Annotated in this window: 10 protein-coding genes; 7 read left to right on the top strand and 3 right to left on the bottom strand. The window is 55.0% G+C overall.

From position 1 onward, the window contains the following. Positions 1-87 precede the first annotated feature (87 nt). Positions 88-2,292 carry an AAA domain-containing protein gene (locus RB_RS03700; protein ID WP_164921460.1) on the bottom strand — a complete coding sequence of 735 codons (2,205 nt, stop codon included), beginning with the start codon at positions 2,290-2,292 and terminating at the stop codon, positions 88-90. Between the two features lie 74 nt (positions 2,293-2,366). On the opposite strand from RB_RS03700, the gene RB_RS03705 reads away from it, so the two are divergent. Next, entirely contained in the window at positions 2,367-2,648 is a 282-nt protein-coding gene (locus RB_RS03705) for a DUF1294 domain-containing protein (protein WP_231846184.1), read from the top strand. 127 nt (positions 2,649-2,775) lie between these two features. On the opposite strand, the gene RB_RS03710 is transcribed toward RB_RS03705, so the two are convergent. Continuing rightward, positions 2,776-3,447 carry a hypothetical protein gene (locus RB_RS03710; RefSeq protein WP_164921461.1) on the bottom strand — a complete coding sequence of 224 codons (672 nt, stop codon included), beginning with the start codon at positions 3,445-3,447 and terminating at the stop codon, positions 2,776-2,778. A gap of 140 nt (positions 3,448-3,587) precedes the next feature. On the opposite strand from RB_RS03710, the gene aroB reads away from it, so the two are divergent. The 6 genes from aroB to RB_RS03740 all read left to right on the top strand — a co-directional run bounded on the left by aroB (position 3,588) and on the right by RB_RS03740 (position 10,467). Continuing rightward, complete coding sequence (gene aroB, locus RB_RS03715; protein WP_164922692.1) at positions 3,588-4,748, top strand: 3-dehydroquinate synthase; 1,161 nt, start codon at positions 3,588-3,590, stop codon at positions 4,746-4,748. 104 nt (positions 4,749-4,852) lie between these two features. Further along, positions 4,853-5,407: a transcription termination/antitermination protein NusG gene (nusG, locus tag RB_RS03720; RefSeq protein ID WP_007327462.1), complete on the top strand. Its 555-nt coding sequence runs from the start codon at positions 4,853-4,855 to the stop codon at positions 5,405-5,407. A gap of 392 nt (positions 5,408-5,799) precedes the next feature. Then, the gene (locus RB_RS03725) at positions 5,800-7,809 is read left to right on the top strand and encodes an FAD-dependent oxidoreductase (protein WP_164921462.1); all 2,010 of its coding nucleotides are present in this window, start codon (positions 5,800-5,802) and stop codon (positions 7,807-7,809) included. Position 7,810: 1 nt separating this feature from the next. Then, positions 7,811-9,196: a cytochrome c3 family protein gene (locus RB_RS03730; protein WP_164921463.1), complete on the top strand. Its 1,386-nt coding sequence runs from the start codon at positions 7,811-7,813 to the stop codon at positions 9,194-9,196. Between the two features lie 113 nt (positions 9,197-9,309). Continuing rightward, entirely contained in the window at positions 9,310-9,933 is a 624-nt protein-coding gene (locus tag RB_RS03735) for a Tll0287-like domain-containing protein (RefSeq protein ID WP_011118577.1), read from the top strand. A gap of 33 nt (positions 9,934-9,966) precedes the next feature. Next, positions 9,967-10,467, top strand: coding sequence for a globin family protein (locus RB_RS03740; protein WP_011118578.1), 501 nt, complete (start codon positions 9,967-9,969; stop codon positions 10,465-10,467). Positions 10,468-10,812: 345 nt separating this feature from the next. Here RB_RS03740 and RB_RS03745 read toward each other — a convergent pair whose 3' ends face one another. Further along, positions 10,813-12,885 (bottom strand): hypothetical protein, encoded by a 2,073-nt coding sequence (locus RB_RS03745; RefSeq protein WP_164921464.1) that lies wholly within the window; start codon positions 12,883-12,885, stop codon positions 10,813-10,815. Positions 12,886-12,907: the final 22 nt, after the last annotated feature.

Consider the following 12,907-nt stretch of genomic DNA (forward strand, 5'->3'; position numbering starts at 1 on the left):
GTTCGGTAAAGTGCTGGTGAACCGGGAACTAACGATAGGCGGCTGATTAAATTCGCTGCGTGATGAACATGTGAACGATGCGGCGGTTCAGTGGCCGTCGAGAGTGAACACGCTGTGGTACGCTCCGGCGTCTTCGAAGTAGCCAAACAGTTCGGAATAGAATTCGTGGTTGCAGAGTGTAGCACTGTCGCCAACCACAATCAGTTTTCGTTTGGCTCGTGTGAGTGCCACGTTGCTGCGGCGTTGGTCGGACAGGAACCCGATTTCGCCGTCTGGGTTGCTGCGAGTCATGGTGATCAGCACAACTTCTTTTTCGCGTCCTTGGAATCCATCGACCGTATCGATTTCGATCCCGTCGAGGTCCAATCGCATGCGGAGGTTGCGCACTTGGGCAGCGTAGGGAGCGATCACCGCGATTTGATCGCCGGTGACACCGAGGTCGGCGAGTTGTTTAACGAGTTGCAGGATGACTTTGGCTTCGCCGTGATTCAGTTTGCTTTGCCCGTCAGGTTCCAATTCTTCTTCGTATCCGGCACCGGCGGTGTCGATCAGAAGCAACGGTTCGCTGGTGAAATCGTTCTCTTCGACGTTGGGTAGGTCGCACAACAAATGACGTTTCACGGACGCGTCAGCGATCAAGGTTCCGTCGTAGAAGTGATCGCTGCTGAACCGCATGATCGATTCGTTCATGCGGTACTGAACCGTCAGTCGGCGATAGATTTTTTCACCGTATCGATGTACCAAACGCTGCATCAATGAATCTCGCATGCCAATTCGAGCGGCATCATCGGACAGGACGGTTGGTGGCAATTGACAATGGTCGCCGGCCAAGATCAACCGATCAGCTCGGAGGATCGCTTGCCACATGCCCGGTTCGGTGCACTGACATGATTCGTCAACGACGACCAAGTCGAACGATTGATCGCTGAGCAGTTCTTCGTCGATGGTTGTTGTGGTGCAGATCACATCGGCTCGGTCGATCACCGCACGAACGATGCTGCGTTCTTGAGACCGAATCATGCCGCGAAGACGCCCGGCTTCATTGAACAGCTCGGCGCGTTGTTTTCGTTCTCGACCGCCGCCCTCGCGGATCGGCCGGTTGGCTTCTCGCAGGATTTGATCGAGCTCGCGACGGAGGTCTTTGATGACGGTGCTGGTCGGGTCCGATTCCACCAATGCATCGAGCGTGTGCTCTTGCAACGACTCAAAGACGCGAGCTGGGTGACCGACACGAACCACGTTGGGCATCAAACGAACGAGACGTTCCAGTAAATTGTCGACCGCCGTGTTGCTAGCCGCACACGCGAGGACTCGTTCACCACGTTCGACCGACTGAGCGATGATTTCGGCAATGGTGGTCGTTTTGCCGGTGCCCGGAGGACCATGAATGATCGCGACGTCATCAGCCATCATTGCGAATGCGACTGCATCACGCTGTGGCGGATTGAGCTCGGTCCGAAAGTCGATGTCATTGAGTTCGAACTGAAAGCTCTCTGGATCGATGTCGTGTGTATCGATCGGATTACCATCGACGCGTGGTGTTTTGATTCCGAGCAACACATCACGCAGTTTTCCCGAGCGGCCGCGAATTTCTTGGGCCTTGGCCATCGCGGCGAGTTGCCGAAGTCGAGTCGTTTCGTCCGGCGACATGTCCAATCGGAACCGGTCGGAGACGACGGCGGGACGTTGGCCGGACTTCCCGTGTTTGCCCACGCCCTTCTTCTTCAGATCGTCTTGATCTCGGATTGGAAAGGAATCGGTCGCGATTTGAATTGAGTGATTCTTTCGACGGCTGACGACTCCCGCGATGCCCTCGTCCGACGGATCGTCGTCCATCGATAGCACGACCGGTGATCCGACTTTCAAACGGTTCATCGGCAGGTCTTTGCCGCCGGGTTTGGCCAAGTCGAGCAGATAGCGTCCCGCCAATCCGGTGTGGTAGTCGACCATGTCGAGTCCCACGATGGCTTGTCCGGTGCTTTCGACATCACGCTGCGACCGGATTTGACGCAGTTTGGCCAAGCGGGCTCGTTCGGCTTCGGCTTCTAGATCCAGCCAAATGGCGAGTTGTTCGAAGTAGTCTTCGGGATCGAGCGGGCGGTCGGTTGGCAAACCGGCGGGATAGGGGACGTTTAGATTTTCCAAGCCAACTTTGGACGGGCCGGCACCGTTTTTCTTGCCGCCGGACAGAATTCCATCGCCAAAGGAGCCGGCATCGGAGTTTTTGAACGCGGTTTTGCCTTCTCTTTGGGACTTGGCTTTCGAGCGGGCTTTGCGCGAACGTGATGACATGCGAAGAACAATCTTAAGAACGAACCCGCGGCAAGATGCAACGGGAATGGAACACGCCTTCGGAGAAACGGTCCGTGACGCTCGCACTCATCATCGCCGCTGAGACGTTTTTTGCCAGTGTGTTGACCGCGGTTTTGTATTGGAAGGACAAACGGGCGGCTCGGGAAAAAGCTCGGCGGATCCCGGAGAAGACGCTGTTGCTGGCCAGCGTGCTGGGCGGTTGGCCCGGAGGCTACCTCGCTGGCCAGAAGCTAAGACACAAAACGTCGAAGCTTTCGTACCGGATCCAGTTTGTCATCGCGGCGGTCATCCACGTCATTTCAGTCGCCGGAATACTGTGGTGGGGGTTGCGCTGAAAACAGCGACCGCTGACAGAATCGAACAATAGACGCTCGCTCAGTTGCTCGCCCTGGAATTTTATGTAGCGGGACTTCCAATTAGCGGGAACGCCATCTCATCGCGAATGCCGTGGACGCCGAGCGATCATTCGTCCAATTGTTTTTCTTCGTTCTCTTCTCTTTCCGCGTCTGCGGCCTCGGTTCGCTGGCCATATCGCAACTCGCTGACTTTCATCAGCAATTGCAGTTGATGTCGGAGTGCCGGACGGACCCGGTCGGTCACCTTCACTCGCTGCGATCCATCGGCGGGGCCAACCGTACCGCTCGTCAATTCCATGTCGATCAAAGCCGGTCGAACACGTTGATAGTGCGGGTCAGAGAATTCCAAACGGACGACCATGGGCGACTGTTCTGGTTCACTGTCTTGGTTTTGCATTGCAGGAACCTCTGCTGCCAACGCTTCGACTGAATCTTTCTCGACCGTCGTCCATTGGTAGTGGCTTTGTTCCAACAACGCTTTGCGAAGGTGTCCCAGTCCAGGAAACGCGGTCAATTCGACTTGCTTGAAATTTGCACCGGGACCGGGAATCAACTCCACATGATCACCCAACTGGATCGCAGTGATGACGTCCGGTCCCCAAAATTCGGTTGTCTTTTCCAGTTTGGTCCGGCGAGCCGCGATGCTGACGACAGCGGCGATCGCGCCAATCACAACGATCGCCACCAATGCCAACACTTGGTATCGCGTGACGACGACTCGCGGATCGTTGTACTTGTCCGCATGAGGGTCGACGGCGGGCGATTCGTTTTCGTTCATCAAAGAAACACTGTTTGGAAGTGGCAAAAGTGCGGTGGTTAGATCGAAACGCCGGACTCGATTGGGTTTCGCTGGACCGCGGCCGGGTGGGCCACCGAGGCATGCCGCAAAAACAGGCCAACGGCTACACTATCCTAACCGTGCAACCAACTTTGCCCCAACCCATCGACCTCATGACCGAACCGATTGAATCAATCGAAGTCTCACTTGGTGATCGCAGCTATCCGATTTGGATCTCCACTGGATTGACCGAATCCGCCGAGCAACCTCATTTCGCGAAACACTTTCAAGCTGCCGTTGGCGACTGCACTCACGTCGTGCTAATACACGATGCCGCGGTGTCAAATACGATCGCTAGCCGAGTGGAAAAACAACTCGAGCAGGCCGGCATTCGCATCACCAGCATCTCGATTCCTTCGGGGGAAACGAGCAAATCGGTTTCAAAACTCGAGTCGATTTGGAACGTGATGTTGGAATCGGGGACAGATCGTCGCAGCGTCGTCGTCGCGGTCGGTGGCGGAGTCGTGGGTGACTTGGCCGGGTTCGCCGCGGCATCCTTCACACGTGGATTGAGGTTCGTGCAGGTTCCCACCACTTTACTTTCGATGGTTGACAGCAGCGTCGGTGGCAAGACGGGAATCAACCTGCCCGGCGGCAAGAACATGGTTGGCAGTTTCTGGCAGCCTCAGATGGTTTGGATCGACACGCAGTCGCTTTCGACGTTGCCCGATCGCGATTTTATCAGCGGCATGGCGGAAGTGATCAAGTACGGCGTGATCGAAGACGCCGAGTTCTTCTGCTGGTTGCAAGACAAAGCCGCCAGGTTGATTGAGAAGGATCCTGAAACTCTTCGGTACGCGATTCGAAAAAGTTGTGAATCGAAAGCTCGTGTTGTCGCCGAGGATGAGCGTGAAACATCAGGGCGTCGAGCGATCCTGAATTATGGTCACACGTTCGCTCACGCAATCGAAGCGACCGCAGGATATGGAGTTTGTCTGCACGGTGAGGCGGTGTCGATCGGAATGCAGATGGCGGCTCATTTGGCCATCGACATGGAACTGTGCGACCGATCTTTGCTAGAAGAACAAACCGCGGTGCTGTCCGCCGCGAAATTGCCGCTGGCATGGAAGGATGCGGATCCCGAAAAGATGCTTCCTGTCATGTCGCACGACAAAAAAGTTTCACACGGGAAGCTGAGGTTTGTGTTGCCCGACCGAATCGGACACGTTGCCATGGTTGGTGATGTTCCCTCCGAGAAAGTCATTGCGGCGATCCTTGCCTGCCGCGACGAGCCCAACTGATAGGGTGCAGTTCGCTTGGTTTTGTAAGCAGCATTGCTTTTGATTGATCACTCTCGACGCACTCACAACGGTTCATCTCTGACTCCACGGACGCTGTCTCTTCGATGCCCATTCTGCCTTTTGAACCCGACTGCTACCCGGACGATCTGATCGACCAGGAAGAATCCCTCGATTCGCCGTGGTGGTTGCTGTACACCAAATCTCGGCAAGAGAAGGCGGTGATTCGTAAACTGCGCGACGCCGGTGTGCCGCATTACGCACCGATGGTCAAGCAGCGTTTTCGATCGCCGGCCGGAAGGATGCGAGAATCGTTCGTGCCGTTGTTCTCGACCTACGTCTTTCTTCGAGGCGACGATCAAGCACGTTACGAAGCGATCTGCACGGGCTCGGTTTTGAAGGCGTCGGAGATTGTGCAGGTTCCCGATTTGATCGAGGACCTGCAGCAAATTCGTAGTTTGATCGTGATGGGCGTGCCCTTGACGATCGAAAGTCAACTGCAGCCTGGCGAGCATGTTCGAGTGAAGAACGGGACCTTCGCGGGTTACGAAGGCACGGTCATCCGCCGTGAAAACGAAACTCGCTTGCTCGTGTTTGTTCGATTCATGGAACAAGGCGTCAGTGTGAAACTCGAAGATTGCCAGCTCGAGAAAATTGACTGAACAGGTGATCGTGCTCGAAACGATCAGCGTCGGCTGTGACTTTCACTTGCCTCGTTGGATGCTCGGCTGGAAGGTCGCTTAAACGCCGGGCACGGATGCTTGCTTGCTAGGCATGCATCTGCCTCTCTTTTCAACGGCAGAATCCGCTCCGCCGTCATACGCGAAAGATGCGCCATCATCCATCGCCCCGAAAGATGCCCAAAGTGTGCATCTTTCGAGGGATGCGCACCCTTAGAGCGGCGATGGGGCCATTCCGAGCGTTCTGGCACGCATTCGGGCGGACATTGGAATGGTGTGTGCTTTGACTCGCCGACCAGTCCTGTTCCGATCGCTCGTTCGACCGAGTGCTGCGTGAACTGCCTGTTTCACGTTCGCACGCCGCTTGTCTGTCTATGCAAGGTGCTCCTCAACTCGCCGCTCCTTCCGTCGTCGATGTTCCATCGGCGAAGCGGTTGGTGATTGTCGGGGGCGGGATGGCCGCACACGGTTTTTGCAAACGAGTCATCGGCAGCACCCAGCGTTCGCGATTCGCGATCTCGGTCTACGGCGAAGAACCACGTCCCGCGTACGATCGGGTGAACCTTTCATCCTTGTTGTCGGGGCGTCCCGAATCGGATTTGTTGCTCTCGCCCAGAGAATGGTACGAAGCCAACGACATCGATCTGCACACGGGACGTCGCATCACGCGAATCGATCTCCAGCGCCAACAGATTCACGATGATCAGGGAGGCGTCCAATCGTACGACCACCTTGTGCTGGCGACTGGATCTTATCCGTGGGTGCCACCCATTTCGGGTTCCGACAGTCCCGGAGTGTTCGTCTATCGCACGATTGATGATTTGGAAGCGATTCAGCGGTACGTTCGCGAACACGGTGCCAAGACATCGGCTGTCATCGGTGGTGGATTGCTGGGTTTGGAAGCTGCGAAGGTGATCACGGATCTTGGACTGGCGACCACCATTTTGGAGGTTGCTCCCGGATTGATGCCACGGCAGTTGGATGCACAAGCCGCGAAGGTATTGCGAGAAAAGGTTGAGTCTTTGGGCGTGGATGTTCACGTCACACGACGCACGAAAGCGATCGAACCGCGAGACGGAAGACTGACGCTGCAGTTTGAAAACGCAGAACCGAGCCAAGTCGATATCGTTTTGGTCGCCGCGGGGATCCGTCCTCGCGACGAACTGGCTCGTGACGCTGGTTTGGAACTCGGTCCGCGAGGTGGCATTGCGGTGAACCGGAGATTGGAAACCAGCGACCCTCATGTTTTTGCAATTGGGGAATGCGCCGCTGTTGATGGCCACATCCACGGTTTGGTGGCTCCTTGTTATCGGATGGCTGATGTTCTGGCCGCGCGTTTGGCCGGCGAGCAAACTGAGTTCGTTGACAGTGAAGAGGCCGTCGAACTGAAGTTGCTCGGCGTTCCGGTCATCACGCTCGGCAAGGCCATCGGCGAGTCGACGTCGGGAGTTGTCGTCACCCACGACGGCAAAAACGGCTATCGAAAATTGATTTTGGAACAGGGCCGTGTTGTTGGCGCAGCATCGGTCGGCGAGTGGGACGACGTGAATCTGATTCGCATGTCCGTCGCTCAACACAAACGGTTGTGGCCAACCCAACGTGTTCGTTTCCAACGGACGGGGATGCCCTATGCCGGTGGCACCGGACTTCAGATCCATCAGTGGCCAGGACACGCGACGGTGTGTTCCTGCATGGGAATCACGCGACATCAACTCGGGATGGCGATTGCCGATGGACACGGCACTGCGGCGCAGTTATCCGCTGCGACTGGAGCCGGCACGGCCTGTGGAACCTGCACGAATTTGCTGTGCGAATTGGTTGGCGAAGGACCCGAGCAAGTCAACGTCCGAGGCAGCAAAGTCGTATTGGTCACCTCGGTTCTGGCTGCATGCTTAGCGTTGGCTCTGTTTTTGACGCCTCCGCTTCCGTTCGCCACCAGTGTCCAAGATTCTTGGCGGAAGATTGACTTGTTTTGGCGTGATGGCTTTATCAAACAAGTCACCGGGTTCTCGCTGTTGTTTTTGATGTTGGCTGCGCTTGTTTTTTCGCTACGAAAACGAGTCAAGCGAATCAGCTTTGGTGAATATGGATGGTGGCGGGCAGCTCACGCAGCGATTGGAACGGCGATGCTGTTTGGACTGATTGTCCACACCGGTGTTCGAATGGGGAGCAATCTGAATTTTGTTCTCAGTCTCACGTTCATGCTGCTTGCCCTGGTTGGTGGTTTGGCCGGCATTGCTTCATCGCTCGAATCAAAACTGTCAGGCGATTCCGCCATGTTCATGCGTGCTTGGCGACCCAAGTTGACTTGGATCCACATCGCGTTGTTTGTACCGCTGCCAGCGTTGTTGGCCGGTCACGTCTTTAGCGTGTATTGGTACTGACATGACAACGGCCAAACAATTGTGGTTGAGTTTGATCCTCGTCAATGTGTTGGTGATCGGAGGCATCGCGTACTCGGCATTCGCGCCCGGGGCATCGACCAAGACGATGTCGTTGCCCGGCAAGACATCGCACGGACACTATCAGATCGAAATGCGATGCGACCTGTGTCACACCGAGGGCAACGGACTGCGCGAAGATGCTTGCACCAGTTGCCATGAGGAAGAATTGCGATTGGCCAAGGACACACATCCGGCCAGCAAATTCAATGATCCGACCAATGCTGAGTTGTTGTCTGTTTTGGATGCCACCAATTGTGTTACCTGCCACCGAGAGCATGTCGCCGAACAGACGTTGCCGATGGGGCTGACGATGCCGTCGGACTACTGCTATCACTGCCATCAAGAGACGCTTGAGACACGCGCCAGTCACGCGGATTTTAAGTTTGACTCTTGTGCGACGGCCGGTTGTCACAACTATCACGACAACCGTGCACTCTACGAAAACTTCCTACTGAAGCACGTCGATGAAAACGATTTTCTCGACGAGATGGTCGGGCTGACTCGCGAGCCCATGTCGATTGAATCTGAAACATCTTTGTCGGTAGCGGATGCCGATGCACCCGGCGAATGGTCAGGCACCGCTTTCGATGACTTGGAACTCCTGAATGACTGGGCCAGCACGGCTCACGCCTCGGCCGGTGTGAATTGCAGCGGTTGCCATCTGGAGTCGCCCGGCGCAGAGACGGAGGCTGTTTCCACAGGCGACCAAGCTTGGAACCTTGAAGTGTCCGTGCAGACGTGTGGCGCTTGCCATACGGGACAGATGGAAACGTTTTTTCAAGGTCATCATGGAATGCGTTTGGCGGCGGATCTGCCGCCGATGACACCGGGTGATGCTCGGATCTCAATGCATGCCGATTCATCGCACCGTCAGCTTGAATGCAACGCGTGTCATTCTGGACATCGATTCGACACGGCGTATGCATCCGTCGATGCTTGCTTGAAGTGTCATGCCGACGAACATAGTCAGGCGTTTCTGACGACCAGCCACTATGCCGCATGGCAGAACGAGATTTCCGGGACGGCACCGGCGGGCAGTGGTGTTTCGTGCGCGACTTGTCACATGCCGCGATTGGAAGACGACGACGGAAACGTTTGGGCCAATCACAATCAAAACGACAATCTTCGGCCCAATGAAAAGATGATCCGTGATGTATGCATGCAGTGTCATGGAGTTGGCTTTTCGATTGATGCGTTGGCGGATGAACATCTGATTCAGAACTGCTTCGCCGACGCACCATCTGTACATGTTGAAAGTATTGACCTCGTGAAAGCGAGATTCGAAGAAAGACAACGCAAGAAGGAGGCTCGTTCGAAGAAGAAGTGACTCAAACAATCGATCCGTCAAATGGCGATCGTTGTCGCCTGATTTTCCGCGACGTTCTACTCGGCCGTTTCTTTCGGCCTATTCCAAGGCACGCCCAACCCTAGGACCTTTTTATGTTTTTCAGATTCAAACCCAACGCTTTCCTTTTCAGTCTGCTTTGCCTGCTCATCGCGACCTCCACCGGATGCGGCAGTGGTGCAAACGCTTCGGCAACACCATCGGAGCCAGCCGAACCGGGCATCCCGTACAAGAAGTTTGCCGATGCGGTGCATGCGGTGATGATGGCCGATCGCACGGTTTATGCATCAAAGGTGGTCACGCGGTTGAAAAAGCAAGATGCCCCGGTGACGCCCAGTGAGTACTGGGAGGACGAAGAGCACACGATTCCATTGCCGGCACAAATGTTTCGAATGGGGTCGGAGTTAGTGTTCGACAATCCCGAGGCCGGATTCACTTATGCACTCAAAAGCAAATGGCCTCTCAACGAACAGAACAAACCAAAGAGCGAACTCGAGATCACCGCGTTGGACTTCATCGCTGAGAATCCAACCGAAAACTTCTACGGCGAAGAAGAACTGGGTGGTGAGAAGTACTTCGTCGCCGCCTATGCCGACAAAGCCGTCGCGGAAGCATGTTGGAGTTGCCACAACGATCACCCCAATCGAGGCGATGACTATCCGGAGTTTGTCAAAGACGATGTCATGGGCGGCGTCATTGTTCGAGTGCCCATGAAGTAGCAGTCATTCATCGGCACGGCGCCCATGCCGTGATTGGATGAAACGAACCAGATCATTCTCGTGGGAATCTCGTTCCCAATTCATTTCAAAATCACTGATTCAAAGAGCACACTCGACATGACTCCAGAACAAGTCACTCTCGTCAAAGAAAGTTGGGAAAAGGTCAAGCCGATTTCAGAGCAGGCCGCGGAGCTGTTTTACGGAAGGTTGTTCACGCTCGATCCGAGCCTCCGGTCCTTGTTCAAAGGCGACATGAGCGAACAAGGCAAGAAGCTGATGAGCACGATCACGCTGGCGGTGACTTCACTCGATCGACTCGAAACGATTTTGCCGACCGTTCAAGCATTGGGTCGGAAGCACGCGGTCGAATACGAGGTGCCTGATTCCAGCTATGCAACGGTCGGCGAAGCATTGATTTGGACGCTCGGGCAAGGCCTCGGTGACGACTTTACCGAGGACGTGAAGGAGGCTTGGTTGTTGACCTACACCACACTATCGGGCGCGATGCTGAGCGGCAAATCCACGGCGGCATAAGCCATCTGGCTCCCAACCCAAATCCGACAAGGCCGCGTCACCTGGTGACGCGTTGCTTTGCAGTAGTAGCAAACATGGGATTCGGGCTTCAGACTTTGATCGCTTTTGTATTGTCGCCAATTTCTGGCTTGCTGGTGCAAATTTGGAATCGCTGACTACGCGTTGGCAGCGGATGCCGTGGATGGATCCATGGCTGTCGCCAAAACGGCCGATGCGATTTGAAATGCAATGAATCGTGGCGAATCCCCTGCGATGTGGCACAGTCCCACTTGGGAATCCTTCGAGGGGCTTGCGTTTGGTTGTTATTTCCGAAACCTGAGTCGGAACCAACGCGAAGTGTCTCGGTCAACGGGTGAGCACGATCGTGAATCGATATTGATCGGAACCGGTGGAAACGTCGTTCAAGTTTACGATGACTTGCCCATCCTCGTTTCGTTCCAACGCGACCAAGCCTCGACCTCTCAACTTCTGCAGCTGTGGCATTTGTAGAGAGGTTTCAACCGGCATGAAGCGAGTGACGCCGCTGTTTCGAAAGTAGGGCACATCACCTGGGATCCACGGCTCGTCGTTCAGTTTGACGTTGGAAGGCATCAATCCGTAGTGATGGATCCAACGGATTCCTTCGGCAGTGATTTCCATTCTTGCCGCTCCTTCCAACTCGAGTTCAAAGGTCAGCGATGTTTGCGGTAGGTTGAGTTTTCCGATCTGAGACTGAATTTGCTCACGTTCGGATCCCGGTCTTTTCGGGAGGGCTGCGAGATACCAATGACGAGCACGTTTCTTTGCGCCGGTGGCTTCCGTCCCGGTCAGCGTTTCAGATGCGGCTCGCCAATCGTCCGCCAACTCGAGATGGGCCTCTGTGTCGTCTGACGCAGCGAGGTCTTTTTTCGCGAGAGACTGAAATAACGGATCGTTGCCCTCAGCAATCAGAGGAAGCCCTCTCTGCCAGTCCCCACATGTGAGCGCGAAGAACTTTCCTAACTGTGTGTTGGGGGCGTCCAAGGCAGACTCCAATCCACTCATGATGGACGCCTCAGACTCAGCAATCGGTTGCAATTCATCCAGGCGACTGACGAGCAGTCGCGAAAGACTTTGAGGGGCTGTGTTTGGAACAGCTGGCTTTGCCAGGGATAGCAACTGCGTTGCGTTGACGTATTGATGTCGCTTGGCAGACTCGTTGGCCCAGCCAAGTGTGATCTCCACGATGTCCTGAAGGTTGTCAGTGCCGTTCTTGTCATCGGATGCCGATTCATCCGCGACCTGCAGCAATTTCGATCGAGCGTGGTGAAGATCGAACTGATATTCATTTGATAATTCCGATAGCAACATGGCTGCTTTGGCAAATTGTCCTCCCGTCGCAAATTGCTGGCAGGCGACTCGAAGAAAGACATAACGCTCGACCAAATCAGTGGTGGCTGTCGCTTCATCGACGATCTTTTGAGCGAGCGACTGATGTTGATCCGGTGCGTTCGCACTCGCAACTTGCGTGGCAAACAACTCTTGGAATCTAGTTTGTGCTTGCTGCAGGTCATTGCGGAGAAGAGTTGGGCCTCGCGGTGAGTTCCTAACCAACAACATCGATTCGGGAACGACTACAGTTTCATGGATCTGATTCGCGTTGGTCGGTGCTCCCTGAGCGATCCAGTTCACGACGATGGGGACGAGCCACATACCACTGGAATGTGGTTCAACCGGAGAGTAAGAGACACGTCCACGCTTGTATGCAATGGTTACCAAAGCGGGCGAGTCGGGGTCGTGTTCCGCTTTTCGATCGTCTGGATCGCCCGATTTGCCACGCTTCAACATGACAGCAAATTCACGGTCTTCGGCGACGATCACGTTACCGAACGAGTGCACCAACGGGGGCGATGGAATGGAGGTTTCGTATCCTTTGAATAGGACCTCTGTTCTGCCGGGAACTTGTTGGAAGTAATCGTTGTGATAGTGGGTGGTTTGAATGCCGAACGTTTGTAGTTGTTCGGAATTGCGTCCGTTGTAGGACCCAAAGAAAAAGAGATGTCCGCCTTGGGCAACAAAGCGTTCGAGTGTTTCAAATACCTCGGCCGTTCTTGTTTTATCTTCGTGCCAGCCCAAGAAATCGATCGCGTTGCTGCCAATGATGATGGCGTGCTCACTCGAGCAATCGAGCGGCAAGGACTCCAAAGTCGGAATGGATCTAAAGGGAAGATTCCTCTCATCACAGATTGCTTTTGCCTTGTCTGCTTCCGCTTGCCCCTGGCCTGCAACGTAGAGCAGTGCTTGATTCTGCGACCGATATTGCAAACGCAGTTGAGGCTTGGGCTCCTGTTCCGCCGCGAAGACTCGGGACCTGGAGATACCAAGCATTGAGAGGCCAGGCACGGAAAAGACGCAGGTGATAGCGAGACACGCCGTGAAGAGGAGGATTCGGGTTGACATGAGGTGCATTCAAGGCTTGGAT

Source organism: Rhodopirellula baltica SH 1 (assembly GCF_000196115.1).
In the GTDB taxonomy this organism is placed as follows: Bacteria; Planctomycetota; Planctomycetia; order Pirellulales; family Pirellulaceae; genus Rhodopirellula; species Rhodopirellula baltica.

Coding starts and splice junctions, on each gene's coding strand:
- RB_RS03710 (WP_164921461.1), bottom strand. CDS start 3,447: ATGAACGAAAACGAATCGCCCGCCGTCGACCCTCATGCGGACAAGTAC.
- RB_RS03735 (WP_011118577.1), top strand. CDS start 9,310: ATGTTTTTCAGATTCAAACCCAACGCTTTCCTTTTCAGTCTGCTTTGC.
- RB_RS03730 (WP_164921463.1), top strand. CDS start 7,811: ATGACAACGGCCAAACAATTGTGGTTGAGTTTGATCCTCGTCAATGTG.
- RB_RS03745 (WP_164921464.1), bottom strand. CDS start 12,885: ATGTCAACCCGAATCCTCCTCTTCACGGCGTGTCTCGCTATCACCTGC.
- nusG (WP_007327462.1), top strand. CDS start 4,853: ATGCCCATTCTGCCTTTTGAACCCGACTGCTACCCGGACGATCTGATC.
- RB_RS03725 (WP_164921462.1), top strand. CDS start 5,800: ATGCAAGGTGCTCCTCAACTCGCCGCTCCTTCCGTCGTCGATGTTCCA.
- RB_RS03700 (WP_164921460.1), bottom strand. CDS start 2,292: ATGTCATCACGTTCGCGCAAAGCCCGCTCGAAAGCCAAGTCCCAAAGA.